This is a genomic window from Streptomyces sp. BI87 (assembly GCF_025957665.1).
Classification (GTDB): domain Bacteria; phylum Actinomycetota; class Actinomycetes; order Streptomycetales; family Streptomycetaceae; genus Streptomyces; species Streptomyces albidoflavus.
The window spans coordinates 3,055,416-3,078,712 of the sequence record NZ_CP110079.1; the positions used below are offsets into that span (position 1 = coordinate 3,055,416).

28 protein-coding genes and 1 pseudogene are annotated in these 23,297 nt (G+C 73.2%); 11 read left to right on the forward strand and 18 right to left on the reverse strand.

Features of this window, described 5'->3' with window-relative positions:
* Positions 1 to 40: 40 nt before the first annotated feature.
* Complete coding sequence (locus tag OIM89_RS13375) at positions 41 to 781, reverse strand: class I SAM-dependent methyltransferase (protein WP_226964182.1); 741 nt, start codon at positions 779 to 781, stop codon at positions 41 to 43.
* 126 nt (positions 782 to 907) lie between these two features.
* Between OIM89_RS13375 and OIM89_RS13380 the strand changes: the two genes are divergently transcribed.
* Positions 908 to 1,762 (forward strand): alpha/beta fold hydrolase, encoded by an 855-nt coding sequence (locus OIM89_RS13380; protein ID WP_175458575.1) that lies wholly within the window; start codon positions 908 to 910, stop codon positions 1,760 to 1,762.
* Positions 1,763 to 1,774: 12 nt separating this feature from the next.
* On the opposite strand, the gene rox is transcribed toward OIM89_RS13380, so the two are convergent.
* Positions 1,775 to 3,214 (reverse strand): rifampin monooxygenase, encoded by a 1,440-nt coding sequence (gene rox / locus OIM89_RS13385; protein ID WP_030698311.1) that lies wholly within the window; start codon positions 3,212 to 3,214, stop codon positions 1,775 to 1,777.
* Positions 3,215 to 3,424: 210 nt separating this feature from the next.
* On the opposite strand from rox, the gene OIM89_RS13390 reads away from it, so the two are divergent.
* Complete coding sequence (locus OIM89_RS13390; RefSeq protein WP_151168625.1) at positions 3,425 to 4,096, forward strand: haloacid dehalogenase type II; 672 nt, start codon at positions 3,425 to 3,427, stop codon at positions 4,094 to 4,096.
* 21 nt (positions 4,097 to 4,117) lie between these two features.
* On the opposite strand, the gene OIM89_RS13395 is transcribed toward OIM89_RS13390, so the two are convergent.
* The gene (locus OIM89_RS13395; protein ID WP_030698313.1) at positions 4,118 to 4,477 is read right to left on the reverse strand and encodes a VOC family protein; all 360 of its coding nucleotides are present in this window, start codon (positions 4,475 to 4,477) and stop codon (positions 4,118 to 4,120) included.
* A gap of 115 nt (positions 4,478 to 4,592) precedes the next feature.
* On the opposite strand from OIM89_RS13395, the gene OIM89_RS13400 reads away from it, so the two are divergent.
* Complete coding sequence (locus tag OIM89_RS13400) at positions 4,593 to 5,615, forward strand: helix-turn-helix transcriptional regulator (protein WP_175458577.1); 1,023 nt, start codon at positions 4,593 to 4,595, stop codon at positions 5,613 to 5,615.
* A gap of 394 nt (positions 5,616 to 6,009) precedes the next feature.
* Positions 6,010 to 6,648 carry a histidine phosphatase family protein gene (locus OIM89_RS13405; protein WP_030698315.1) on the forward strand — a complete coding sequence of 213 codons (639 nt, stop codon included), beginning with the start codon at positions 6,010 to 6,012 and terminating at the stop codon, positions 6,646 to 6,648.
* Between the two features lie 811 nt (positions 6,649 to 7,459).
* On the opposite strand, the gene OIM89_RS13410 is transcribed toward OIM89_RS13405, so the two are convergent.
* Positions 7,460 to 8,245, reverse strand: a complete 786-nt coding sequence (locus OIM89_RS13410) for a TetR/AcrR family transcriptional regulator (RefSeq protein WP_030698316.1) — start codon at positions 8,243 to 8,245, stop codon at positions 7,460 to 7,462.
* Positions 8,246 to 8,360: 115 nt separating this feature from the next.
* Between OIM89_RS13410 and OIM89_RS13415 the strand changes: the two genes are divergently transcribed.
* The gene (locus OIM89_RS13415) at positions 8,361 to 9,341 is read left to right on the forward strand and encodes a daunorubicin resistance protein DrrA family ABC transporter ATP-binding protein (protein WP_030698317.1); all 981 of its coding nucleotides are present in this window, start codon (positions 8,361 to 8,363) and stop codon (positions 9,339 to 9,341) included.
* The gene (locus tag OIM89_RS13420; protein WP_030698318.1) at positions 9,334 to 10,077 is read left to right on the forward strand and encodes an ABC transporter permease; all 744 of its coding nucleotides are present in this window, start codon (positions 9,334 to 9,336) and stop codon (positions 10,075 to 10,077) included. Before OIM89_RS13415 ends, OIM89_RS13420 begins: the two co-directional genes overlap by 8 nt.
* Before the next feature lie 98 nt (positions 10,078 to 10,175).
* On the opposite strand, the pseudogene OIM89_RS13425 reads toward OIM89_RS13420, so the two are convergent.
* From OIM89_RS13425 to OIM89_RS13435, 3 genes and pseudogenes are all read right to left on the reverse strand, one after another.
* A pseudogene (locus tag OIM89_RS13425) lies at positions 10,176 to 10,386 on the reverse strand (DUF397 domain-containing protein).
* Between the two features lie 153 nt (positions 10,387 to 10,539).
* On the reverse strand, positions 10,540 to 10,749 hold the full coding sequence (locus tag OIM89_RS13430) for a DUF397 domain-containing protein (protein ID WP_047465944.1): 210 nt from the start codon (positions 10,747 to 10,749) through the stop codon (positions 10,540 to 10,542).
* Entirely contained in the window at positions 10,746 to 11,576 is an 831-nt protein-coding gene (locus OIM89_RS13435; RefSeq protein ID WP_078858034.1) for a helix-turn-helix domain-containing protein, read from the reverse strand. The genes OIM89_RS13430 and OIM89_RS13435 overlap by 4 nt, the downstream gene beginning before the upstream one ends.
* Positions 11,577 to 11,745: 169 nt before the next feature.
* Between OIM89_RS13435 and OIM89_RS13440 the strand changes: the two genes are divergently transcribed.
* Entirely contained in the window at positions 11,746 to 11,925 is a 180-nt protein-coding gene (locus OIM89_RS13440; RefSeq protein ID WP_030698321.1) for a hypothetical protein, read from the forward strand.
* The gene (locus OIM89_RS13445) at positions 11,922 to 12,143 is read left to right on the forward strand and encodes a hypothetical protein (protein WP_151168639.1); all 222 of its coding nucleotides are present in this window, start codon (positions 11,922 to 11,924) and stop codon (positions 12,141 to 12,143) included. The genes OIM89_RS13440 and OIM89_RS13445 overlap by 4 nt, the downstream gene beginning before the upstream one ends.
* A 16-nt stretch (positions 12,144 to 12,159) precedes the next feature.
* Here the strand turns inward: OIM89_RS13445 and OIM89_RS13450 are convergent, their stop codons facing one another.
* Positions 12,160 to 12,897 (reverse strand): HAD family hydrolase, encoded by a 738-nt coding sequence (locus OIM89_RS13450; RefSeq protein WP_195730638.1) that lies wholly within the window; start codon positions 12,895 to 12,897, stop codon positions 12,160 to 12,162.
* Between the two features lie 130 nt (positions 12,898 to 13,027).
* Positions 13,028 to 13,663, reverse strand: a complete 636-nt coding sequence (locus tag OIM89_RS13455) for a flavodoxin family protein (RefSeq protein WP_195730639.1) — start codon at positions 13,661 to 13,663, stop codon at positions 13,028 to 13,030.
* Positions 13,664 to 13,881: 218 nt separating this feature from the next.
* Here OIM89_RS13455 and OIM89_RS13460 point away from each other — a divergent pair, with 218 nt between their 5' ends.
* The gene (locus tag OIM89_RS13460) at positions 13,882 to 14,232 is read left to right on the forward strand and encodes a MerR family transcriptional regulator (protein ID WP_030698338.1); all 351 of its coding nucleotides are present in this window, start codon (positions 13,882 to 13,884) and stop codon (positions 14,230 to 14,232) included.
* Between the two features lie 30 nt (positions 14,233 to 14,262).
* Here OIM89_RS13460 and OIM89_RS13465 read toward each other — a convergent pair whose 3' ends face one another.
* Complete coding sequence (locus tag OIM89_RS13465) at positions 14,263 to 15,282, reverse strand: asparaginase (protein WP_052230982.1); 1,020 nt, start codon at positions 15,280 to 15,282, stop codon at positions 14,263 to 14,265.
* Between the two features lie 98 nt (positions 15,283 to 15,380).
* Positions 15,381 to 16,196: an ABC transporter permease gene (locus OIM89_RS13470; RefSeq protein ID WP_175458962.1), complete on the reverse strand. Its 816-nt coding sequence runs from the start codon at positions 16,194 to 16,196 to the stop codon at positions 15,381 to 15,383.
* Between the two features lie 194 nt (positions 16,197 to 16,390).
* On the opposite strand from OIM89_RS13470, the gene dtd reads away from it, so the two are divergent.
* The gene (gene dtd / locus OIM89_RS13475) at positions 16,391 to 16,816 is read left to right on the forward strand and encodes a D-aminoacyl-tRNA deacylase (RefSeq protein ID WP_195730640.1); all 426 of its coding nucleotides are present in this window, start codon (positions 16,391 to 16,393) and stop codon (positions 16,814 to 16,816) included.
* Positions 16,817 to 17,018: 202 nt separating this feature from the next.
* On the opposite strand, the gene OIM89_RS13480 is transcribed toward dtd, so the two are convergent.
* From OIM89_RS13480 to OIM89_RS13505, 6 genes are all read right to left on the reverse strand, one after another.
* A complete protein-coding gene (locus OIM89_RS13480) occupies positions 17,019 to 17,990 on the reverse strand; it encodes a YgfZ/GcvT domain-containing protein (protein WP_030698328.1) in 972 nt (323 codons plus the stop codon).
* A 79-nt stretch (positions 17,991 to 18,069) separates the two neighbouring features.
* The gene (locus OIM89_RS13485; RefSeq protein WP_030698329.1) at positions 18,070 to 18,513 is read right to left on the reverse strand and encodes a Fur family transcriptional regulator; all 444 of its coding nucleotides are present in this window, start codon (positions 18,511 to 18,513) and stop codon (positions 18,070 to 18,072) included.
* A 131-nt stretch (positions 18,514 to 18,644) separates the two neighbouring features.
* Entirely contained in the window at positions 18,645 to 19,217 is a 573-nt protein-coding gene (locus OIM89_RS13490; RefSeq protein WP_030698330.1) for an FABP family protein, read from the reverse strand.
* 274 nt (positions 19,218 to 19,491) lie between these two features.
* Positions 19,492 to 20,355 (reverse strand): hypothetical protein, encoded by an 864-nt coding sequence (locus tag OIM89_RS13495; protein ID WP_217466332.1) that lies wholly within the window; start codon positions 20,353 to 20,355, stop codon positions 19,492 to 19,494.
* The gene (locus tag OIM89_RS13500; protein WP_052230983.1) at positions 20,352 to 21,146 is read right to left on the reverse strand and encodes a hypothetical protein; all 795 of its coding nucleotides are present in this window, start codon (positions 21,144 to 21,146) and stop codon (positions 20,352 to 20,354) included. The genes OIM89_RS13495 and OIM89_RS13500 overlap by 4 nt, the downstream gene beginning before the upstream one ends.
* Entirely contained in the window at positions 21,143 to 22,009 is an 867-nt protein-coding gene (locus OIM89_RS13505) for a hypothetical protein (protein ID WP_151168643.1), read from the reverse strand. The genes OIM89_RS13500 and OIM89_RS13505 overlap by 4 nt, the downstream gene beginning before the upstream one ends.
* A 129-nt stretch (positions 22,010 to 22,138) precedes the next feature.
* Here OIM89_RS13505 and OIM89_RS13510 point away from each other — a divergent pair, with 129 nt between their 5' ends.
* A complete protein-coding gene (locus OIM89_RS13510; protein WP_030698333.1) occupies positions 22,139 to 22,501 on the forward strand; it encodes a DsrE family protein in 363 nt (120 codons plus the stop codon).
* A gap of 53 nt (positions 22,502 to 22,554) precedes the next feature.
* On the opposite strand, the gene OIM89_RS13515 is transcribed toward OIM89_RS13510, so the two are convergent.
* A complete protein-coding gene (locus OIM89_RS13515) occupies positions 22,555 to 23,088 on the reverse strand; it encodes a DUF3099 domain-containing protein (RefSeq protein ID WP_107049108.1) in 534 nt (177 codons plus the stop codon).
* Positions 23,089 to 23,297 lie beyond the last annotated feature (209 nt).

Below are 23,297 nucleotides of genomic sequence, written 5' to 3' on the forward strand. Positions count from 1 at the left end.
CCTGGCGCGAATTCATCGGTCCTGAGCGATTCCGCTGCCCCTACGCAATCGCGCCCCGCCCCCGCCGCGCCACGAAGACGAACTCCCTGCCCGGTCGGTCGGGGGCGTCGCGCACCTCCGCCACCTCGAAGCCCTCGGCCGCCAAGTCGCTTGCGACCTCCTCACGTTCGCGGAAGCGCACGGTGAATTCGGAGGTGAGGACCTGGCCGTCGGCGGCGAAGACGTAGGTCCAGCGGAAGGTCACGAGGGGGCCGCGCACCTCGCGAAGCTCGACCCAGCTCTCGACGGCGCCGGTGCCCGGGATCTCGGTGGTGTGCCGGGAGGCTTCGGGGGTCCACTCCTCCCAGGCGCGGCGGGCCGGGTCGCGCGTCTCGAAGAGCAGGTGGCCGCCCGGACGCAGGGCGCCGTACGCGCCGCGCAGGGTGGCGCGCCAGGCAGCCGGGCCGGTGATCTCCTGGGCGGCGTTGGCGGTCAGGGTCGCCAGGTCGGCCCGGAGCGGCGGAAGCCCCGTGGCGTCGCCGCAGATCCAGCGCACCCGGTCGGCGCCCGGCTTGGCCCGGGCCACGTCGAGGGAGGCGCGGGCCGGGTCGACGCCGACGACCTCGATCCCGCGTGCCGCCAGCAGCAGGGCGAACACCCCGGTGCCGCACCCGATGTCCAGCACGCGCCGCGCCCCGAACTCCTCCGCCGCCCGCACGTAGGCGTCGAGGTCGCTCCGGTCGGGGTCGAGGGCGTCGTAGACCGCGGCGAGCCGTGGGTGCCGGAAACACTCGTCAGCCATACGGCGAGGGTAGGGGAGGCCGTGTCCGGGCGCCCGGCGGGCTCCCGCGTGATTCGGCCAGGACGGTAACTCCCGCCGCTCGAAAGTCGCTTGTGCCTGACTGGCTTCGCACCGGAGGCTGAAGGCATGCCAGAGAATCCGACCTTCGTCCTCGTCCACGGTGCCTTCGCCAACTCGTTCTCGTACGCACCGCTCCAGGCCGAACTCGCCCTCCTCGGGCACCGGTCGGCGGCGATCGACCTCCCGGGGCACGGTTTCGAGGCCACGTTCCCCGCGGCGTACCAGGCTCCCCAGGACCTCACGGCGCTCGCGGCCGAGCCGGGCGCCATCAACGGCGTCACGCTCGCCGACAACGTCGCCCACGTGATCAAGGCCCTGGAGCGGGCGAAACGTCATGGGCCCACGGTCCTCGTCGGCCACAGCCGGGGCGGCATCACCATCACCGCCGTCACCAACGCCAGGCCGGACCTCGTCGACCACCTCGTCTACGTCGGCGCCTGGTGCCCGGTCGACCTGCCGGTGGGCGACTACTACGCCCAGCCCGAGATGGCCGGCACCGACCAGGCCGCCATGGCCGCCGCACTCCACGGCGACCCGGTCGCCCTCGGCCTGATGCGCGCCAACTTCCGTACGTCGAGCGCGGCGACGCTCGCCGGGCTCAAGAAGGAACTCGCCGCCGACCTCACCGACGACGAGTTCCGGGTCTTCCTCAACACCTTCCAGCCCGACGAGAACCTCGACGTCGGCACCGAGGCCGACCGCGCCCAGGCCGCGACCTGGGGAAGCGTCCCGAGGACCTACGTACGCCTGGCCGGTGACGCCAGCATGCCGACCGCGGTGCAGGACCGGATGATCCGCGAGGCCGACGCGCTCACCCCCGGCAACCCCTTCGGCGTCCGCACCCTGGAGGGCAGCCACCTGCACTGGCTGGCTCACCCGGAGCGGGCCGCCGCCCTGCTCGCGGAGCTGGCGCCGGCCTGACCGGCGACACCCTCACCCGGCCGCCGGCTCACCGAACCACCGCCTCAGGGCGGCCACCAGCTCCTCGTGGTCGTCCCCGACCCAGGCCACGTGTCCGTCCGGGCGCAGCAGGGCCGCGGGGACGTCCAGTGCGTCGAGTTCCGTCCCGGTGTCGACGACGTGATCGACGCGGTCGGCCCAGCCGCCTGCCGAGAGCCGCCCGGTCTGGTCGATGAGCAGGCCGCGGCCGGCGCGCGTCAGCTCGTAGAGGCGGCCACGGCCGAGCCGTACGTCGCGCAGGCGGCGGCCGGTGAGCGGGTGCCCGCCGCCGAGGTCGTAGCGGACCGAGATCGCGGTGATCTTCTCGATGAGGTGGCGGTTGACCTCCTCGAACTCCATGAGTTCCGCCACCAGCCGGCGCAGTGCGCGCTGCCCGGCGCCGGGATTCATCAGCTCCGTCTGGGCGCGGGTGTTGTCGAGGACGGCGGCGCCGACCGGGTGGCGTTCGGCGTGGTAGCTGTCGAGGAGGCCGTCGGGGGCCCAGCCGTTCACCTCGGCGGCGAGTTTCCAGCCGAGATTGAAGGCGTCCTGGACACCGAGGTTGAGGCCCTGGCCGCCGGTCGGCGGGTGGACGTGGGCCGCGTCCCCGGCCAGCAGCACCCGGCCGGTCCGGTACCGCTCGGCCTGGCGGGTGGCGTCGCCGAAGCGGGAGATCCAGCGCGGGTCGTGCGCCCCGAAGTCGGTCCCGCCGACCGCCCGCAGCCGCGCCCGCAGGTGGTCCAGGCTCGGCGGGGCCGTCCGGTCCTCGCTCGCCCCCTCGTCGGGCACGATCACCCGGTACCTGCCCTCCCCCAGCGGCATCGCGCCGTACCGCAGATGTGTCTTGCGCACCTCGGCGGTGACGGCGGCCAGTTCCTCCGGGGTGGCGGTCAGTGCCACATCTGCGAGGAGGGTGTCGACGCGGCTGGGCTCGCCCGGGAAGGGGGTGCCGAGCAGCTTGCGTACCGTGGAGCGGCCGCCGTCGCAGCCGACGAGGTAACGGGCGCGCAGCCGGCTCCCGTCGGCCAGTTCGGCCGTCACCCCGTCCGCGTCCTGCTCCAGCCCGGTCAGCGCGCAGCCGCGCCGGAACTCGGCGCCGAGCCCGGTGGCGTGCTCGGCGAGCAGCCGCTCGGTCTCGGCCTGCGGGATGGCGAGCACGTACGAGTGAGCCGTGTCCATCCCCTCCGGCCAGGCGGGTCCCAGCCCGGCGAAGAACCCGCCGACCCGGAACTGCCGCCCTCGCGCCAGGAACTGATCCAGCAGCCCGCGCTGGTCCATCACCTCGGTACTGCGCACGTGCAGCCCCTGCGCCCGCGAGTGCCCCGTGGGCTCCGTGTCCTTCTCCACCACGACGGTACGCACCCCGTGCAGCCGCAGCTCGGCGGCGAGCATCAGCCCGGTCGGCCCGGCCCCGGCCACCAGAACGTCGATCATCGTCACGCTTCCCACCCGTCCCCGCTCGTTCCCGCTCGTTTCACGCCATTCCTGGTATTTCCCCAGGTAGCGGCTTCGGCGGGTCATTGTGCGGGAAGAGGGGGGTCTTGCCGCAAGGCCCCCCTTCGGCTATACGTTGAGAGTGGCCAGGAGTGGGGGTCGCGGCGGGCACGGGGAATAGCGACTCGCACGCGCCCGGTTGGCTCCCACATGAGCCGACGCCCTGATCCCCAGTTCGTCACCTTCGACATGTACGGGACGCTGACCGACTTCCCCGTCGGCGCCGCCGCCGAGAAGACGATCGAGGCCATCTCCTCCCCCGGGCAGCGGGACGTGTTCCGCCGCCGGTTCGCCGCCTACCAGCTCGACGAGTCGATGGGCGACTGGCGCCCGTACGACGAGCTGATCGCGCGGGCCTTCGAACGGGCCTGCCGCAGCGCCGGCATCCCCTTCCGGCCGGCCGACCCCGCCGCCGTCTTCGACCAGATCCCCACCTGGGGCCCGCACCCCGACGTCCCCGGACCCCTCGCCCGCCTCGCCGCGCGCTACCCCCTCGTCATCCTCTCCAACGCCGCCGACCGGCACGCGAGCCGCAACGCCGCCCTCCTCGGCGCCCCCTTCCACGCGGTGTACACCGCCGAGCAGGCGCGCGCCTACAAACCCCGGCTCGGCGCCTTCGAGTTCCTCTACGCACAGCTGGGCTGCCGGCCGGAGGACACGCTGCACGTCTCGGCGAGCCCGCGCTACGACCTCCAGTCGGCGACCGACCTCGGCGTGCGGGAGACGGTGTACCTCAACCGGGGGTACGAACCGTCCGCCCCGCACTGCCACGCGTACGAGGTCACCACCCTGGCCGGGGTGGTGGAACTCCTCGGGGCCTAGAGGGCGCCTGACCGGCCGGTCTCAGTCGAAGGGGGCGACGCGGATCAGGTTGCCGTCGGGGTCGGCGGCGACGAAGGTGCGGCCGAAGACCGCGTCGTGCGGCTCCTCGACGATGGTGACGCCCTTCGCCGTCCACTCCTCGTAGCGGGCGTCGACCGAGGCCGGGGCGCCGTCGAGGTTGAGGCAGACCTCGGAGGTACGCGGTCCTGACAGGTCCTCGGCGGCGCCGCTCCACAGGGCGAGCTGGACGCCACCGCCCAGCTCGAAGGCGATGAAGCGCGGCGCCTCGAAGACGGGCTCCATCGCGAAGAGGTCCCCGTAGAACCGGGCGGACTTCGGGGCGTCGGAGACGTGGACGATGAACATGTTCGGGCGGGTCATGGCGAAGCAGCTCCTGCTCGGTCTCGGTGGTCGTGCGGTACGGGGGAAGCCTGCCTGCCATACCTGACAGATCCTGGCGTGTTGCCGCGCGGCGGCCGGGTGAGATCGTGGCCGGGTGACGCCGGACCGCTTCTTCGCCCTGCTCCTCGCCCTCCAGACCCGCCGCGACCCGGTCACCACCACCGACCTCGCCGCCGAGACCGGCGTGTCGGTCCGCACCGTCCTGCGCGACCTGCGCTGGCTCCAGGACGCGGGCTTCCCCGTCCTCGTCGAGCGGGGCAGGTGGGGCGGGGTGACGCTGCTGCCCGGCGGCGCCCTGGACACCGCGCGGCTCACCCCCGCCGAGCGCGACCAGCTCGCCCTGCACGGCCTCGACGACCGGCAGCGGCACCAACTGGGGGCCGCTGCCGACGGGCGGCGGGCGCGCGAGAAGGTCGCGGCGCGGACGGCGGGGGCGCCCGGCCCCCTGCTGCCGCTGAGCGCGGTGGTCACCACCGACAGCAGGCCGTGGTTCTGGTCCGGCACCCAGGGCCTCGAACCGAGCGCCCTGATCGGCGACGTCCGGCGCGGGGTACGGCTCCGCATCCGGTACCGCCGCGCGGCGGAGGCCGCCCCGGCCTGGCAACTGGTCGACCCGTACGGCCTGTTGGCCAAGGCGGGCCGCTGGTACCTGGTCGCGGACCGCTCGGGCACCCCCCGCCTCTACTCCCTGGAACGCCTCACCGACTGGCGCCCCACCGCCGCACCCCGCCGCCTGCGCCCCGGAATCTCCCTCGCCGACGCGGTCGCCGAACTGACCACCGGCTGGGAGACCTCGGCCGGCCTCCACATCCACGGCCTGCTCGCCGCCCGCCACGCCGAACGCGCCGGGCGCATCCTCGGCTCCCGCGTGACCGTGCACCGCACCGGCGAGGGCCCTGCCCTCGCCCCCGGCCCGGACCAGGTCGCCATCACCCTCACCTGCCGCAACCTGGAGGAGGTCCGCCAACTTCTCCCCTTCGGCGCCGACTTGCTCATCACCGACCCACCCGAGGCCCGCGCCCGCCTACGCGAACTCGCGGCAGAGGTGGTGGCCCAGTACGCGGAGCCGGAGCCGGCGGACGAGGAGACCGGCCCCTCGCGCCCTGCCCCCTCATGACCGGTCCCAGCGAGGCCAGAGGGCCGGGGAGCTGGTGCGTCACCTCGACCGCGCGTACGGCCATCCGCTCTCCCTGGACGTGTACAAGGCGGGGCGTGAAGGGTTACGGCGTACGCCCCTGTGTGCGCCGCCACCACCGCGTGCTCCTGTTCGGCAGTCATGGAACGGCGAGGGGGTGGGCAGTCCCTGTGCGGCCTCGTCGCACCTGCGACGGGGCCGCACGTCGGGGCGAACACCGCGTCAACCAGAGGGAGTCGGCAGCCACCCGCACGCGCGGAACTGTGCCTTCCCGGATGGCAGTCCTGACAACCACCGGCCGTACGACCGGCCCACCGGCCGCCCCCGCCAGCACGTGGCGCGCCGGTCCGCACCACAGATCCGGAGACCCACACCCATGACCACCGCCGCCACCGGGACGGCCTCCCGCACGCTCTACCTGGCCAGGCACGGGGACGCGCCGGGCGAGGGAGGGCTCTCCGCGCAGGGGCGCAGACAAGCCGCCTTCCTCGGCGAGCGGTTGCGCGGGGTTCCGCTCTCCGCCATCCACCACGGGCCGCAAGCGCGGGCCCGCGAGACGGCCGAGATCGTGGCCGCCCAGCGGGTCGACGGGGCGCCGGTGCCCCGTACCTGCGAGTCGGCCGGGGACTACGTGCCCTACCTGCCGGAGCGCCGGGAGGTGGCCTCGGGGTTGCCCGAGGCGACGTGGGAGTGGCTTTTGCAGTTGCCCGAGCGGGAGCGGTTGCCCGGGCCCGAGCTGGCCCGGGATGCCTTGCGGAGGTTCACCGGGGCGGTGCCCGGGGGTGTGGCTCGGCACGAGTTGGTCGTCACGCACAACTTCGTGATCGGGTGGCTCGTGCGGGAGGCGCTGGATGCGCCTGACTGGCGGTGGATCGGGCTGCACCATGCCAACGCCGCGCTCAGCATCATCCATTACGCGCCTGAGCGGCCCTCCTCGCTGATCGTCTACAACGACATCCGCCACCTCCCCGAGGAGCTTCGGTGGACCGGGTTCCCGCCGGGGCTTCGCGTCTAGGGCTGGCCTCACTTGCCGGCCTGGCTCTGGGGCCTCGGGCGCCGGCCGGGCTGGGGTGTGGCTGCGCCGCGTCTGGGGGTGCCGACCGTGCCCGTGCCGGTCACTGACTGGCCTCAAGCGCCGGCCGGGCTGGGTTTGGTTGCGCTGTGGCTGGGCTCCGCCTCCGCCTGCCCCGCCGTGACCCTGCGGGTCACCGACTGGCCTCAAACGCCGGCCGGGCTGTCAGGTTCGCGGTTCCTCCGGTGCGGGGGTGGGGTGGGGCCGCGCCGGGGTACCTCCTCACAAACTGCAAGGTGCGGGGTCAGTCGCTTCAAGACGGCCGTGTGTGCAGTTTGCTGCGGGGGCACCCCGACACGACCCCACCCCACGGTCTCGTACGCGGCCGACCGCCGGAGGGGGGACGAGGCCGTCACCGATGGCTCCCTCCCCCACAGTGACCACCGTCATCGCTCTCGCTCGCCACAAAGATCAATAGGCGACGGTCTGTCTTTTCCTCTCCCACCGGCGGGACGACGCCGACGAGACGGAAGGGCGGGGACGGGTCGGGGTGCCCCCGCAGCAAACTGCACACACGGCCGCCTTGAAGCGACTGACCCCGCACCATGCAGTTTGTGAGGAGGTACCCCGGCCCGGCCCCGCCCGACCCACACGGCGAACGAACCGCGAACCCCACAGCCCGGCCGGCGATTGAGGCCAATCGGTGACCCGCAGGGGCGCGGCCGCGGCAGATCGCGAGGAAGCCCAGCCGGGGCGCAGCCCACCCCAGCCCGGCCGGCGAGTGAGGCCACAGAGCCACAGCCCGGCAAAGGGGCTAAGCCCGGCCCTCGACCAGGACCTGGACCCCGTCGAGCACCCGGTGCAACCCCCAGTCGAAGTCCGCGTCAGCGTCATCCCCTTCACCCAGCGCCTGGGAGGCGAGCAACCGCCGGACCGCGGGGAACGCCTCGGGCCCCCGCTGGTCGGCCAGGCGGGTCAGGGTGTGGATGTACTGGCGGTGCGTGTCCTCGGCCGAACGCCCACTGCGGCGCATCGCCTCGGTGAGGTCCGCCATGAGCCCGGCCTGACTGCGGACGTAGCCACTGATGAGCATCATCACGCCGAGCTTGGTCGCCTCGTCGAGCCCGGTCCCGTCGAGGGCGTCGAGCCCGGCCTCCATCCAGGCGACGGAGTTGGGGGTGGCGGGCGGGGAGCTGATGGGGATGTGGAGGAGCCAGAGGTTGGCCTCCAGGACGCCACGGTAGGCGTGGCCGAACCAGGCGAGCCGGGCCCGCCAGCCGGCCGAGGGAGGCGGGGCGTCCTCGGGCGGCAGCCCGGTGGCCGCCTCCTGCATGAGGATGAAGAGTTCGTCCTTGGCGGCGACGTAGCGGTACAGGGACATGGTGGAGGCGCCCAGTTCCTTGGCGACCCGGCCCATGGAGACGGCCTGGAGCCCCTCGGTGGCGGCCAGTCTCACGGCGGCGTCGACGATGCGCTCGACCCCGATGCCGGGGCGCGGCCCTTTGGTGGGGCGCCCGCGCAGCCCCCAGGCGGCCTCGACGCTGGCGGGCAGCCCCGTCTCGTCCGCGGGGCCGCCCCTCTCGGGCGGTGGTGGCGCCATGCCTGCTCCTCCTACCTGGCCTGTTGACGCCATCCTATTTCTGCGTAACCCTTAAACAGTAGCGCGTATGCCATACGCAGAGCATGCGCGAAGACCTTCCCCGGGGGACACCGTCATGAGACCGCCACCGCAGAACGCCGTAGAGGTCCAGGGCCTCAGCAAGTCCTACGGCGACCACGCCGTACTCCGCTCCGTCGACCTGCGCGTCGAGCAGGGTGGCGTCCTCGCCCTGCTCGGCCCGAACGGCGCGGGCAAGACGACCACCGTCCGCGTGCTGGCCACGCTCACCGACCCGGACGCCGGAACGGTGCGGGTCGCCGGGTACGACGTGGTCGCCGAGCGGCGCCAGGCGCAGCGGGCGGTCAGCCTGACCGGCCAGTTCGCCGCCGTCGACGAGACGCAGACCGGCGCCGAGAACCTCTGGACGACGGCCCGGCTGGCCGGCCTGACCCGGTCGGCGGCCCGCAGGCGCGCCGCCGAACTGCTGGAGCGGTTCGCGCTCACCGACGCCGGCGGCCGCCTCGTCCGCACGTACTCCGGCGGGATGCGGCGCCGGCTCGACCTCGCGGCCGGACTGGTCGGCGAGCCCCGGGTGCTCTTCCTGGACGAGCCGACGACCGGTCTCGACCCACGCAGCAGGCGGCAGTTGTGGGAGGTGGTGCGGGAGCTGGCGGCGGCCGGGACCGCCGTGCTGCTGACCACGCAGTACCTGGAGGAGGCCGATCAGCTGGCCGACCGCGTCGCCGTCCTGCACGGCGGCCGGATCGCGGCCGAGGGGACGCCCGAGGAGCTGAAGGCGTCCGCCGGGCAGACGGTGCTGGAGGTGACGGCGGCCGACGCCGCGGCCTTCGCCCGGCTGGAGGCCCGCACCCCGCACCCGGTGGCGCACCGCTCCCCCGAGACGCTGGCCCTCTCCTTCCCCACCCGCGGCGACGCCCGCCACCTGCGCACCCTGCTGGACGAACTCGACCCGGGCCGCGACGAGATCACCGGCTTCAGCGTGCGCCGGGCCACCCTGGACGACGTGTTCATGGCCCTCACCGGGACGGCCGGGACGACGGGCTCGACCGACGCGAAGGAGCCCAGCCATGTCTGAGGCACTGACCCTGGCCGGCCGCTGCCTGCGCATGAACCGCCGTGACCCGGAAGCCCTGTTCATGGCGATCCTGCTGCCGGTCGCCCTGATGCTGGTCTTCGTCTACTTCTTCGGCGGCGCCATCGACACCGGCAGCGCCTACGTCACGTACGTCGTCCCCGGACTGCTGGTGCTCTGCGCCGGGTACGGGTCGGCCGGGACGGCGATGCGGGTCACCGAGGACATGCGGACCGGGGTCGTCGACCGTTTCCGGAGCATGGGGGTCACCGGTACGCCGATGCTGGCCGGGCACGTCGCGGCCAGCGTCGTCCGCAACATCCTGGCCACCGCGATGGTGCTCTCGGTCGCCCTGCTGATCGGCTTCCGCCCCGCCGCCGACCCGCTCGCCTGGCTGGCGGCGGCGGGGATGCTGCTCGCCTACCTGGTCGCCGTCTCCTGGCTGGCGGCGGGCGTCGGGCTGCTGGCCAGGACACCGGAGGGGGCGAGCGGGTTCACCTTCTTCCTGATGTTCCTGCCGTACCCGAGCAGCGCCTTCGTACAGATCGAGACGATGCCGACCTGGCTGCACGGATTCGCCGAGCACCAGCCCGTCACCCCGATCATCGAGACGCTGCGCGCACTACTGCTTGGCGAGCCCGTCGGTTCGGCGCCCTGGGCGGCGCTGGCCTGGTGCGGCGGCATCCTGCTGGTCGCCGTGGCCGCCTCGAACGCGCTGTTCCGGCGCCGGACGCGCTGAGGGGCTGAGAGCGAGCAGCGTCCCCACGGGCAGGGGTGGACCGTCCCACCGCCGGGTGCGGCGGGGCGGTTCGACGGCGTCCCGGGAGGCCGAATCGTTCAGGCGGAGCGAAACTCGCCCGCCTTGACGCCTGCCACGAAGGAGGAGAACGCGGCAGCCGGGACCGTCAGGACAGGGCCGGACGGATTCTTGGAGTCGCGGACCGGGACGAGGCCGTGGGTGGGGGACGAGGTTGGCGGCCACCTCGACGCAGTCCCCGCCATTCGCGCTGTACGAGGACTTGTGCCAGTAAGGGGAGTTGGGAGTCATGGGGGACCCTCTCGTAGCCCTGGGCACGCTTCGGTCTACCTCGATCGTAGGGGCGAGGTGTGCGTCGGTCAGGAGGCACGATCCGGACAGCGGGCCGCCCCGCCGCAGGAGGCGACGGGGCGGTTCAGCGGTGGCCCGGGGAGGCCGAATCGTTCAGGCGGAGCGGAATTCGCCCGCCTTGACGCCCGCCACGAAGGAGGAGAACGCGGCGGCAGGGAAGGCCAGAACCGGGCCGGACTGCACCTTGGTGTCGCGGACGGGGACGATGCCCTGCGGTGCTACGAGGTTGGTGGCGACCTCGACGCAGGCGCCGCCGTTGCTGCTGTAGGAGGACTTGAACCAGCGGGGGGATTCGGTCGTCACGAGATGCCCTTTCGTACCTGCTCGATCATGGCCATGGAGGCGGTCTGGGACAGCGCTTCGGCCTGAAGCTGATGGTACGCCGTCAGCAAGGGTTGGACAGCGGTGTAATCGCGCTCCAGCATGCCCTGTTGGGCTGACTCCGAGTACGCCAGAAACGTCCGTTCCGGTAGCGTGAGCAGGTGAATGGGCAGGTCAAATGATCTACGTTCGCCCAGGTCGTACGGGGCTACTTGAAGGACAGTGTTCGGCAGCTCCCCGAAAGCGACGATGCTTTCCAACTGTGCAGACATGACGTGCGGGCCACCGACCAAGCGACGAAGGCAGCTCTCGTCCAGCACCACGTGGACGATGGGAGCCGGGTCGCGCACCAGCGAAGTCTGTCGTTTGGCGAGTAGCGTCAAGCGCTCCTCGGCCTGCTGCTCGCTGATGGCCCCGCGACGTACTGCACCCTGAGTGATGGCAGCGGCGTACTCGGGCGTCTGAAGCAATCCGGGGATGATGCCCAGTTCGAAGAGCCTGAGTTCGGCAGCGCGTATCTCCTGCTTCACGAACTCCGGGAAGCCCTCCAGCAAGGAGGTGTTCCGCACCGCACGCACCTTCCGGGCCAGCAGGTCGCCCGTCCCCAGCGCCCGATCAGCACTCCTCGCGAACTGAGGAGTTGGGGGCCTGCGATTAGTTTCCACCGCGGATATATGCGTCCCGGAAACGCGCATTCGCGCACCCAGGTCCTCCTGGGTCCAGCCCCGCTCGTCTCGTAACCTGCGAAGAAGTACCCCGAACTCCGCAGCAGGCGACTCTTCGGGGTCAAGGTCCTTTCGATTCACCACGGCGCAGCTCAACTCCTCGCCCAGGGTTCCCACGTTGATGACTTCTCGACACTAGGCCACGCTGATGCCCCTTGGTAGCGGAATCGCTACGGAGTGGAGTGAACGCCGGGGCGTATTCACGGGTGTTCACGCCCCCGGGGCGCTTCCCCCGACGAAAGGAGGCATGCCCATGAGTGCTGCCGACTCCCCTCACGGGAATGGCGCCCAGCCCTGTTCCACCTGCGAGTCGTGGAAGCTGGCCGAGACGGACGCCAACGGCCGGCGGGACTACAGCAAGGCCACCGACTGCCGGGTTCTGCTCAAGCGGCACCAGGAGAGCGCCGAGTGCGTCGCGGGTGGGCAGGGATGAGCGCGGGGTACGAGCCGCCGGGGAAGGCGTACCGCGAGTTCGACCCGCTGCGCTTCCCGCCCTGCGAGTGCGAGGACTGCCGGCGTCGCGCGGCGCTGGAGAGCCAGCCCCTGCCGCCCACCGACCCCGTCCCCGCTCCCGAGCAGCCCCGTTACGTCCGCTGCCCCATGCTCGGCTGCGGGCGGCTGCACCCCGCGCTCCCCGACGACCCCGGGTGAGCGTGCCGCACCGGAATCACCGCCGGGGCAGGTTCAGCTCCCACACGGCCTGGCGTACGGGTTCCAGGGTGCCGGTGATCAGGGGGGCACCGGCCGCGCGGAGGCGGTCGTAGGCGGGCAGGTCGCGGGCGTACCCGAGGAAGGGGGCGCCCGCGTCCCGGGCGGCCCGCAGGTCCTCCGGGGTGGAGCCGACCACCAGGGCCTCGGCGGGGTCGGCGCCCAGCGCGGCCAGGGCCCTGGGCGGGGCGTCGTGGCCCAGGTGGGTGAGGCCGTCGGTGCGGCCGTACACGTGCGGGCCGAAGCAGGCGGTGAGGCCGCGTCCGGCGAGGTAGGCGTGGACGGCGTCGGCGGAGTGGCCGGTGGCGACGGCGAGCCGGGTGCCCACCGCCGACCAGGTGCGGACCAGGTTGTCGGCGTAGGGGGCGGGGCGGGCCGTGAGGGTGGCCGCGACCTCGGAGCCGGTCAGCAGTTCGTCCAGCGCGGTGCTGAGCGCGGGGTCGTCGTCGAGGGCGCCGAGGGTCAGGGAGCGGAGCAGGGCGAGCGGGGTGCGGCCGGCTACGTCACCGGCCGGGACGCCGTGCTCGGCGAGGAGCCCGGTGAGGGAGTCGGCGGCGGCGCGCGCGGTGAGCGGGTCGTAGAGGCGGCAGAGGGGGCCGTCGAAGCCGAGGATCACCGTCTTCGCGGCGGCGACCAGGTCGCGGAGGCCCGCGAGTTCGTCGGCGGTCGGCTCGGGAGGGTGCGTGCTGGAGGTCACGAGGGGAGTGTCCGCTTCACTCGGCGGCAGGACCAGGGCGGGCCCCAGGGGGCGTGCCGGGCAGCGTACCGCCGAGTGGGCCGCCGGGGGAGGTCCCGGCGGCCGGATCTGCGGCGGGTCCCCGGGGGCCTCACGCGGCCTCGGCCGTCTCCTCGTGCGGGAAGCGGGCGAGCGGGGTGGGGCCGGCGAAGAAGGTCTTGGCGCGGCGCATCGCCCGCTCGTCGGCGGCGACCTGGCCGGGGCGGGAGCCGTTGCCGAGGAGGATGCCGCCGTACCCCATCTTCAGGTAGGCCGCGGTGTGGTGGAGCGAGGTGTCCAGGCCGTCGGCGACCACCTCGTCGCGGTCGGCCATGACCGTGACGCCCCAGAGCCTGCGCCCGGCCATGCGCGCGGCGAAGTCGGAGCCGGGCAGGGTCAGCCAGCCCGACCAGTAGTCGAGGTAGCGCTTGGTCTGGGCGGAGAAGGAGTACCAGTACAGCGGGGTGGCGATGACGATGTCGGTGGCGGCGACGGTCGCCTCGTGCAGGGTCGCCTCGGCCTCACCGGGCTGCCAGCCCTCGCCCTCGTGGCGGCCGTCCTGGAAGTCGGGGAGCACGAGGTCGTTGAGGTCGATCCAGCGCCGGCCGTAGTCGGCGGGCAGGTGCTCGGCGGCGGCCCGCGCCAGCTGCGCGGTGTTGCCGTCCGGGCGCGAACTGCCGAGGACGAAGAGGAACGAGCGGTCCTGGTGCTGGTTCTGGTCCGGGGCCTGGGTCGGGAAGGAGGTCACGGCTGCTCCTGCGGTGCGGGGCGGGCGGGCGGACGGCCGGGGGCGCTACGGTCCGGGCCGCCGCCCGTTCCCCCGTGGACGGGCGGACGGCCCGGGGCGGTCCGCCCTCCCCCGGCGGGGCGGAATGCCGCTCTGGGAAAGGACGTTAAGGCTTCACATCAGTGAGAAGGTCAAGCCGGATCTCTCTCCGGCGGGCCGTGAGGAGACGGGGGCGTCACATGCTGATCGGAGAACTGTCCCGCCGGACCGGCGTCAGCAGGCGGCTGTTGCGCTACTACGAGGACCAGGGCCTGCTCCAGGCCGCGCGCGGCCAGAACGGCTACCGCTCGTACGGCGAGGACGCGGTCGCCGTCGTGGGCCGGATCAGATTCCTGCTCGACGCGGGGCTGACCACCGAGGTCATCCAGGCCGTGCTGCCCTGCGTCGACCAGGACACCTTCGACACCGGCATCGACTGGTGCGGCGAGCTGCGCGACCTCCTCGCCGGGGAGCTGGCCGCCCTGGACGAACGCCTCAACTGCCTCCAGGAGCGCCGCACTTCACTGGCGGGCCTGCTCGGTCAGAGCTGACCCGCGCCACCGCCGCCCGCCCGGCCGGCCTCAGAAGGCGGCCCGGATCTCCCCGACCTGGACGGCACCGCCCATCAGCGGCGCGCTGCCGATCCGGGTGGCCGTCTCGCCCGCGTATCCCAGCTGCTCCAGAAGGCGGGCGAGGACGGGGCCGAGGGCGCGGGTGGCGCCGTCGTCCACCTTGAAGGCGAGGGCGCGGCCGTCCGGCAGGGCCACCGCCTGGACCGCCTCGGCGCCCATCTTCGACAGGGCGCCGGGGATGCCGCGCATGAGCCAGGTGTCCGGGCGGCGCGTCCCGGCGACGTACTCGGGGTGGGCGCGCATGGCGTCGGCGACGCGGCGTTCCGGCGTGCCGGGCTCGGCGCGGACGAAGGCGGCGAAGGCGCGGGCCAGGCCCGGCAGGGTGAGGGCCATCAGCGGGGCGCCGCAGCCGTCGGTGCCGAGGGCGGCGACGGGCTCGCCGGCGGCCGCCTCGACGGTCTCGCGGACGAGGAGCTGGAGCGGGTGACCGGGGTCGAGGTAGCTGTCGAGCGGCCAGCCGTTGCGGGCGCAGGCGGCGAGCATGGCGGCGTGCTTGCCCGAGCAGTTCATGGTGAGGGGGCGGCGGACCTGACCGGAGGCGAGGTAGTGCTCGGCCTCGACCGGGTCGAGCGGCAGGTCGGGCGGGCACTGGAGGGCGTCGGCACTCAGGCCGAACTCGGTGAGCATCCGCTCTGCCAGTTCCAGGTGGAAGGGCTCGCCGGAGTGGCTGGCGGCGGCCAGGGCGAGCCGTTCGCCCGCGAGGTCGAGGCCGGCGCGGAGGATGGCGGCGGCCTGCATCGGCTTGTTGGCGGAGCGCGGGAAGACCGGCCGGTCCGGGTCGCCGAGGGACCAGACGACGGTGCCGTCGGCGTCCAGCACCACGACGCTGCCCCGGTGGACGCCCTCGACGAAGCCGGAGCGCACCACCTCGGCGAGGACCGGGGACGGCGCGGCGGACGGCGCGACAGAGACGTCGTCGGCGGGGATGTCGTCGGCGGGGCGGGGCGGGACGGGCTGAGCGGGGGACATCGGGCGGCCTTCCGGAGCGGGGTCCCTCCCATTCTCGGCACCCGGCGCCGTCCCGCACGGGCGGGGGTCCCCGGGCCGCCACCCGGCCCGGCTCCGGGTCAGGCCAGCAGGTCGTCGACCTGCGCCTCGCCCTCCCGGTACCGGCGGGTGATCTCCGCGCCGCAGGCGTCGGCGGTGCGCTGGAGCTGGCCGCGGCGGCGGGAGACCTGTAGCTCGTAGCGGCCGAGGCGGGCGGTGGCGTTCTCCAGTTCCTCGTCGGTGAGGGCGGAGAGGTCGGAGAGCTCCACCTCGGAGAGCATCTCGGCGGCGAGCCGCCGGTACTCCTCGCCCTGCGGCACGGAGACCGTGACGTGCCGGGCGGAGGCGCGGTGCCGGGTGGGGGCGTCGGCGAGGATCTGCGAGAGGCGCGCCACCACCGGCGCCCCCACGACCAGCCGCCGGCCCGCCCCGGTCAGCCCGGAGCCGAAGCCGAGCGCCAGTCCCGGCACCGGGCTCGAACCGGAACGCGAGACGGTGCCCTCACCGGCGCCGGTTGCCCCGGCGGGGTGCGGGCTGCCCGCCTGGGCGGCCTCGGAACCGGAATCGCTCCCGGGGGCCGGGGTCCGCTCGGCCCTGCGGGTCGCCGCCTCGGCCCGCAGGATGTCCAGCCGGCCCTGGAGGATGCGCCGTACGTAACTCAGGTCGCCCTCGTCGCGCAGGGCCGTGCGGCGCACGGTGCGCAGTTCGGCGAGGGAGAGGAGGACGAGGTCGCGGGTGGGCTCGCCGGTGGCCGACAGGACGGCGCCGGGGGCGGGGCTGTCGGTGCGCTGGGTCGGCGGGCGCGCGCTCCCGTAGACGCCGCCGGAACGTTGCTCCGGGGCCAGTCGTCCGGTGGCTGCCGTGGTCGGTGTACTCGATGTGCTCGACGTGCTCATGTCTTCTCGTCCGTCCCCTCGAACCGGCGGCGGGCTGCACCGCGTGGGAGCATCGTGCCACCCCGGATGACCGCAACGTGCCGGAGTGCCCGATTTCGTGCCCGTACGGCGGTACCGTTCCTGCCCGGCGTGGGGCGCGAGGGGCGCGCGGGCGCGTGCGCGGCACGCGCCGGGCGCACGGCATGATGGGCCCCATGCGAGCAGTGGTGCAGCGGGTCGACGGCGCGAGCGTGGTGGTCGACGACGAGACGGTCGGGGAGATCGGCGGCGAGGGGCTGTGCGTCCTGGTGGGCGTCACCCACGACGACACCGCGCAGAAGGCGGCCCAACTGGCCCGCAAACTCTGGTCGCTGCGCATCCTGAACGAGGAGCGCTCCTGCTCCGACACCGGCGCCCCGCTCCTGGTCATCAGCCAGTTCACGCTCTACGGCGACGCCCGCAAGGGCCGCCGCCCCACCTGGTCGGCGGCGGCTCCCGGCCCGGTCGCCGAACCCTTGGTCGAGGCGGTGGTGGCGCACCTGCGCGAACTGGGCGCCACGGTGGCAACGGGCCGGTTCGGCGCCAAGATGCGGGTGGGGCTGACCAACGACGGCCCGTTCACGGTCCTGCTGGAGGTCTGACGGGGCCGAGGCCCTTCCGGCGTCCGGCCCCGCCCGTCGCATTCCGCCACCCCCGGCGGGCGCGCCTCCGCCACCCCAGGGCGCACCTGGGGGCACGGACGGCGCACGGCGACACACGGGGCGCACCGGCCCCACCGGGCTCCCCCGCAACCGTAGAACGCCCTACGCCCCACAGCTGCCCTACGACTGCCCTACGACTGCCCTAAGGCTCGACCACGACCTCCTGCGCCGCCGCCGTCGACTCCGCGATCAGCTCGGCGTCGACCGGTACGTTCCGCTTGACCAGCGCCAGCGCGATCGGGCCCAGTTCGTGGTGGCGGGCCGAGGTGGTGACGAAGCCCAGCTTCCGCCCGTCGGGCCCGTCGGCGGCCAGCCGGACCGGCGTACCGGGTCCCGGCAGGTGCACCTCGCTGCCGTCGAGGTGGAGGAAGACCAGGCGGCGCGGCGGCTTGCCCAGGTTCTGCACGCGGGCCACCGTCTCCTGGCCCCGGTAACAGCCCTTCTGGAGGTGGACGGCGGTGCCGATCCAGCCCAGCTCGTGCGGGATGGTGCGGTGGTCGGTCTCGAAGCCGAGCCGCGGCCGGTGCGCCTCGACGCGCAGCGCCTCGTGGGCGAGGACGCCGACGGCCGGGCCGTGCGCGGCGGCGAACTCCTCCAGCCGCCCGCGCTCCAGGAAGACGTCCCGCCCGTACGGGGTCTCGCGGACCGCCGCCGCCTCGCCCTCGGCCAGGTTCACGATGGACCCGGCGGGCAGGTGGACGAGGGCGAACTCCTCGGTCCGGTCGGCGACCTCGACCCGGTAGAAGAACTTCATGCTCTCCAGGTACGCGAGGAGCGCGCCCTGCGTACCCGGCTCGACGTGCACCCAGGTGGTCGACCCGTCGTCCACCAGGTAGAGCGCGTGCTCGATGTGGCCGTTGGCGGTGAGCACCAGGGCCTCGGTGGCGCGGCCGGCGGGCAGCTCGCTGACGTGCTGGGTGATCAGCAGGTGGAGCCAGCTCAGCCGGTCGTCGCCGGTGACGGTGAGGACGCCGCGGTGCGAGAGGTCGACGAACCCCGTGCCGTCGGCGAGGGCACGCTGTTCGCGGAAGAGGTCGCCGTAGTGCGCGGCGACGCCTTCGTCGGGCCCTTCGGCGGGCACGGCACCGGGCAGGGACAGCAGGGGACTCTTCATGGACACACAGCCTAGGACGCCAGGTGGGGGCCTGAATATTCCGTCCGTACGAGCCCGGGTACGTGCCCGGGCGCGCGGGTCAGTCGCGGGCCGCCGCCTCTTCGCGCTTCCGGGTGCACGCCTCGCACCGGCCGAAGATCGCGAAGTGCTTCATGTCGGTGTCGAAGCCGAAGCTCTCGCGGAGCTGGGCGGTGAACGCCTCGACCACCGAGACGTCGGCCTCGATGACCTCGGAGCAGTCGCGGCAGACCAGGTGGATGTGGTGGTGGCGGTCGGCCAGGTGGTAGGTGGGGGCGCCGTGGCCCAGGTGGGCGTGGCTGACCAGGCCCAGCTCCTCCAGGAGCTCCAGGGTGCGGTAGACCGTGGAGATGTTGACGCCTGCCGCCGTCCTGCGGACCTCGCCGAGGATGTCGTCCGGGGTCGCGTGCTCCAGCTTGTCGACGGCCTCCAGCACCAGCTGACGCTGGGGCGTCAGTCGGTAGCCGCGCTGCCGCAGGTCGCTCTTCCAGTCGATGCTCACCACACGGCCCAGTGTAGAGGGGGCCTCGACGCCGGCCGGGCTCGCGAAAAGACGGCCTCAAGCGCCGGCCGGGCTATAGACAGCCCGGCCGGCGCTTGAGGCCAAGAAGAGCACGGCCGGCGTTTGAGGGCCGCTTACTTGAAGAAGGCGATCCCGTCGTCCGGAAGGTCACCCAGGTCCTTGGCCCAGGACTCGACCTCGCCCGGGGTCACGACCTTCTTGAGCTGGGCGGACATGTAGGGCCGCAGCGGCACCTCGGGGGTCTGCTTCTCCCCGACCCACATGAGGTCGCTCTTGACGTACCCGTAGAGCCGCTTCCCGCCGCTGTACGGACCGGAGGCCGCCGTGCGGGCCACCGCGTCCGTGGCCAGGTCGATCTGCGGCTTCTTGTCGGCCAGCTCGCCGTACCAGACCTCGACGACCCCGTCGTCACGGGTCATGACGACCTCGACCTTGCGGTCCTTGTCGATCCGCCAGAACCCCGCCTCCGACTCCAGCGGCCTGACCTTCTTGCCCTCTTCGTCGAGGACCCAGGTGTGCGAGTGGTACTCCAGGAAGTCCCGCCCGTCGTGGCTGAAGGACACCTCCTGGCCGAAGTTGCACTTCTCGGCGCCGGGGAAGTCGAAGACGCCCGCGCCCGCCCAGTCGCCGAGGAGGAAGGTCAGCGGCACGAGGTCCGGGTGCAGGTCGGACGGGATCTCGATCATGAGCGGCTCACGCGTTTCGTCGCAGGGGTTCGGTTCGGGCGGGGCAGCCGGGTCAGCGCTGGCCCTGGTACAGCTTCTTCACGCTCAGGCCGACGAAGGCGAGAACGCCGACGCAGACCAGGACCAGCAGGGCGGAGAAGAATGCCTCAAGCACGGGGTGCTCCTCGGTGACACGTGGATGAGCGGATACGAAGCCGCCCCCAGCTTAGACGGCCTGGCCCCGGCTCTCTCGGCGAGGGCGGGCCGGGCCCCGCACCCGGCCCGGCCACACCCCTCAGCCGAGCAGCTGCGTCTGGAGAATCACCGTCTGGTGGAAGGGGACGCGAGCCGCGCCGTCCTTCTTCTCGTGCACCACCATCCCGAGGGTGTCCCCGGCGACGATGTACGCCACCCGGGTCTGGACGCCGTCGTCGCCGTAGGGGGCGGGTTCCTCGTAGGCGTAGACGGAAGTGGTGTCGGGGACGCCTCGGCTGGTCCACTGCTCGTCGATCGAGGTCTCCTTGGCGTGAGCCGGCGAGGCACCGGTGGTCGAGCCGAAGTCGAGCCCCTCGTCCCGGTACAGGTCGGTGAGCCCCGACGACGGGAACCGCAGCAGGTGGACGCGGGCCTCGGTGCCGTCGGGCATGGTCCAGGCCCGGGAGGCGACGTGCCGCAGGGCGAACTCGTGGAGCTTGTGCCCCAGCTCGCGGCGGTCGCCCTTGGCGTACTCGGCGAGGTAGGCCGAGGTGGGTGTCCAGTCGCCGGTCAGCTTCGCGTCCGGCTCGGCGCTGCCGGGGGCGGTGACCAGGAGGTCGCGGAGGTCGGCGTGGTGGATGCCGGCGGCGTTGTCGGAGTGGCCCGGGCGCGGGGCGTCGGCGGGCAGGGCCGGCAGCTTCTGCCGGGGGAAGTCCCAGCGGCCGTCGGAGGCGGTGGCAAGGCCCGGCAGGTCGGTGCGCTCCTGGGAGGTGACGAACGCAGCCGTCCCCGCGCCGAGGCCACCCGCGACCACGACGGCGAGGCTCCAGCGGGCGACGGCGCGCAGTACGCGGCGCTCCCGCAAGGGCTTGCGGGGCGGCTCGGCCGGCGCCGCGAAGGGCCCCGCGGCCTCGGCCGGGGCGGCGGGCTCCTCGGGCGTTCTGGGCAGGGTCTGCTCGGTCATACGTACTCCCCCGGTGAGGCGAGGTGGTCCAGTTGGGCGGCGAACAGCTCGGCGGGCGGCTTCACGGAGCCGTCGCCGGGCAGTTCGGCCGACATGGAGACGAAGTGCTTGCCCTTCGCGGCCGCGCAGTACAGCTCCTGCACGTCCTTCTTGCGTTCGCCCTTGAACCGGAAGCACGCCGCGTCCCGGTGGCCCTTGACCTTCGGCCCCTTGTCTACGCCGATCGACCGGAGCAGGCTGGTCATCCTCCGGTACCGGTCCTGGATGACCTGGGTGTCCTTGACGACGCTGATGTTCATCTCGGCGAAAAAGGTGTCGTTGTCGGTGCGGGCGTAGGTGCGCATGGCGGCGCCCTCGACGCCGCTGCGGTCGAGTCGCTTCTCCATGTCGCGGCGGAGCTTCTGCGGCAGGCCGCGCAGCGTCTCCTTGACGGCGGCGACCGCCTCGGCACCGTCCACCTCGGTGTCGTTGCCCCGCTCGCCGCTGTCCGGCCCGAGGGCGTAGTCCGAGGCGGGCAGCAGGAGCTTGCTCAGCGGGGTGTTGTGGCGGCCCTCGTAAGCCCGCTCGGCGGGGTCCTTGCCGGGCTCGGCCAGCTCGCCCCAGCGTTCCGTCGCCACCTTCTTGTCGGCTCTCTCCACCATTCCCGAGACGCCGGTGACCGTGCCGATGCAGGCGCCCGCCACCAGGCCGACCGCCACGACGCGCAGGATCCGGCCGCGTGAGAACCGGGCGGGCTTCTTGCCGGACGCGGGCGCGAGCGCCGTGGTGTCCGGCTTTCCGGAGTCGGTCACAGGCGCTCCAGCTGCTTCAGGGCGAGATCCTTGATCGCCTTCTCGGACAGGGGCTTGGTGTCGCTGAAGTGCAGGTCGAACATGACGTCACCGCGGTAGCCGACGGCGCGGCCCCCGTAGACGGTCAGGTAGCCCGGCTTGGAGTCCGGCTCGTAGACGAAGAAGCCGGCCCCGCTGCCTGCCTTGACCTCACGGCCTTCCTCGTGACCGGAACGCGTGCGGTTCGCGGCGTCCCAACGGCTGCTCTCCACCCCTGCCTGGGCCTCCGCGACAGCTCCCGGCCGGAACTGCACCAGCCGCACCGCGACGTACTCGTACTCGCCGCGCTGCCAGTTGGCCGCCGCGACCCGCCGGATGCCGTTGCGCACCGAGTCGACCAGCACCTCACCGGGCTCGGTGTACTCAAGGCTGCGCCCACCCGGCGAGAGCCAGCCGTCCTCGGGGCTGACCCCGTTGACGAAGTAGCCCGTGGCCTCCCGGAACCCCTTCGGCTTCCCCACCAGCAGCTTCCGCAGATCCCCGTCCGCCTTGACCGCCGTGTCGTGCTTGGCCGTCAGCGGCGCGGGCCGCTCGCTCTCCGGCAGGGCCTTCTTCGGGTAGGCCAGGTCCGCCTGGGAGAGGGCGGGCAGCGGGGTCGGTTTCCGCTCGGCCTGGATCGCGTAGCCGGTGGCGGTGCCGCCGACCACGCCCACGAGGGCCGCGCAGGCCACGATGAGCGTGGTGAGGCCGCGCGGGCGGCGGCGCGGGGCCGGGGTCTCGGCCTGCGCCTCGGCCGGTGCCTCCACTGCTTCGGCCGGCGCCTCGGTGGGCGGTTCGGCCGGAGTGGCTTCCGCCCCCGGCCTGCTCGGGTCTGACGTGTCCAAAGAGGTCCCCCCAGGGTCCGCGAAGTCGAGGATCAGGCTCCGGATGCGTGTGTGCGGTGCATGATCAGTTCGCACGGGTGACCGACCAGGCGGGTCCGGGGTTGCCCCGGGGTTCATTACGATTCGGGCATGGCGAAAAAGCTCGTGATCAAGGTGACGGCCGGGGCGGACTCCCCGGAGCGGTGTTCGCAGGCGTTCACGGTGGCGGCGGTGGCCGTGGCCAGCGGGGTGGAGGTGTCGCTCTGGCTGACCGGTGAGTCGTCGTGGTTCGCGCTGCCGGGACGGGCGGCCGAGTTCGCACTCCCGCACGCCGCACCGCTGCCGGAGCTGATCGAGGGGATCATGGCGGGCGGCGGGATCACCCTCTGCACGCAGTGCGCCGCCCGCCGGGACATCTCGGAGGGCGATGTCATCGAGGGCGTCCGGATCGCCGGGGCGCAGGTCTTCGTCAGCGAGATCATGGCGGACGGGGTGCAGGCGCTCGTCTACTGAGTCCCGCCCCGACTTCCGCCCGACTCCCGTACACCGGGGGCCAGTACGGGCCGCTACTCCTCGGGCCAGGGTCCCGGCCGGCGCGGGTCGCTGCCGTGTCCGGGCGGGCCGCCGCTGCCGCGCCGGTCCAGTTCCCGCCACCACGCCTCGGACTCGGGGTCGTCGCCCTTGACCCGGTCCTGGTCGGAGAGGGGCCCCCGGCGCCCGCCGTGGCCATGGCCGTGACCGGGGCCGTGCCCGCCGGAGATCCCGGTGGAGCCGGACGCGCCCCGCTCGGAGGGCGGCTTCACCGGTGGCGTGCCGGGGCCGTCCCTCGGGTCCTTCCTGCGGACGTGGGTCGGCGGGGCGGGAGAGGTGCCGTCGTCCTGGCCGGAAGCGGAACCGGCGCCGGGGTCGTCGTACCAGCGGTCCTCGGGCCCCTTGCGGTTGGCGACGATGGCGGCGAACGGCGGGATCACCATCGCCACCACGCACATCGCGACGGCGGCCGGTACCGACCACAGGCGCACGACGGCGCACGCCACGACGAAGAGGCTCAAGCAGAGGCCCATCATGGCGAAGTACACATGCCGCCTTCGCGCATACATGGTTCCAGCGTAGGCACGTCGGGCCGCCCCGCACCCCGGCGGACGGCCTCACGCGAAACTGCCCGAAAAACGCCCCTGACCAGGGGAAACGGCGACGCCGGTGGGTAGCGGTCCGGACACGGACAGGCCGCGGGGCCGCACTCCGTACCGGTGGCGTCCAACCCCGTGGAGTGCGGCCCCGCGGCCTGCCCGGCGCCCGCCGCCCGAGG

Excerpts from the sequence above, each read along its gene's own strand:
- OIM89_RS13375 (WP_226964182.1), bottom strand. The coding sequence starts at position 781 with ATGGCTGACGAGTGTTTCCGGCACCCACGGCTCGCCGCGGTCTACGAC.
- OIM89_RS13380 (WP_175458575.1), top strand. The coding sequence starts at position 908 with ATGCCAGAGAATCCGACCTTCGTCCTCGTCCACGGTGCCTTCGCCAAC.
- rox (WP_030698311.1), bottom strand. The coding sequence starts at position 3,214 with ATGATCGACGTTCTGGTGGCCGGGGCCGGGCCGACCGGGCTGATGCTC.
- OIM89_RS13390 (WP_151168625.1), top strand. The coding sequence starts at position 3,425 with ATGAGCCGACGCCCTGATCCCCAGTTCGTCACCTTCGACATGTACGGG.
- OIM89_RS13395 (WP_030698313.1), bottom strand. The coding sequence starts at position 4,477 with ATGACCCGCCCGAACATGTTCATCGTCCACGTCTCCGACGCCCCGAAG.
- OIM89_RS13405 (WP_030698315.1), top strand. The coding sequence starts at position 6,010 with ATGACCACCGCCGCCACCGGGACGGCCTCCCGCACGCTCTACCTGGCC.
- OIM89_RS13410 (WP_030698316.1), bottom strand. The coding sequence starts at position 8,245 with ATGGCGCCACCACCGCCCGAGAGGGGCGGCCCCGCGGACGAGACGGGG.
- OIM89_RS13415 (WP_030698317.1), top strand. The coding sequence starts at position 8,361 with ATGAGACCGCCACCGCAGAACGCCGTAGAGGTCCAGGGCCTCAGCAAG.
- OIM89_RS13420 (WP_030698318.1), top strand. The coding sequence starts at position 9,334 with ATGTCTGAGGCACTGACCCTGGCCGGCCGCTGCCTGCGCATGAACCGC.
- OIM89_RS13440 (WP_030698321.1), top strand. The coding sequence starts at position 11,746 with ATGAGTGCTGCCGACTCCCCTCACGGGAATGGCGCCCAGCCCTGTTCC.
- OIM89_RS13445 (WP_151168639.1), top strand. The coding sequence starts at position 11,922 with ATGAGCGCGGGGTACGAGCCGCCGGGGAAGGCGTACCGCGAGTTCGAC.
- OIM89_RS13460 (WP_030698338.1), top strand. The coding sequence starts at position 13,882 with ATGCTGATCGGAGAACTGTCCCGCCGGACCGGCGTCAGCAGGCGGCTG.
- OIM89_RS13465 (WP_052230982.1), bottom strand. The coding sequence starts at position 15,282 with ATGTCCCCCGCTCAGCCCGTCCCGCCCCGCCCCGCCGACGACATCCCC.
- OIM89_RS13470 (WP_175458962.1), bottom strand. The coding sequence starts at position 16,196 with ATGAGCACGTCGAGCACATCGAGTACACCGACCACGGCAGCCACCGGA.
- dtd (WP_195730640.1), top strand. The coding sequence starts at position 16,391 with ATGCGAGCAGTGGTGCAGCGGGTCGACGGCGCGAGCGTGGTGGTCGAC.
- OIM89_RS13480 (WP_030698328.1), bottom strand. The coding sequence starts at position 17,990 with ATGAAGAGTCCCCTGCTGTCCCTGCCCGGTGCCGTGCCCGCCGAAGGG.
- OIM89_RS13490 (WP_030698330.1), bottom strand. The coding sequence starts at position 19,217 with ATGATCGAGATCCCGTCCGACCTGCACCCGGACCTCGTGCCGCTGACC.
- OIM89_RS13495 (WP_217466332.1), bottom strand. The coding sequence starts at position 20,355 with ATGACCGAGCAGACCCTGCCCAGAACGCCCGAGGAGCCCGCCGCCCCG.
- OIM89_RS13510 (WP_030698333.1), top strand. The coding sequence starts at position 22,139 with ATGGCGAAAAAGCTCGTGATCAAGGTGACGGCCGGGGCGGACTCCCCG.
- OIM89_RS13515 (WP_107049108.1), bottom strand. The coding sequence starts at position 23,088 with ATGTATGCGCGAAGGCGGCATGTGTACTTCGCCATGATGGGCCTCTGC.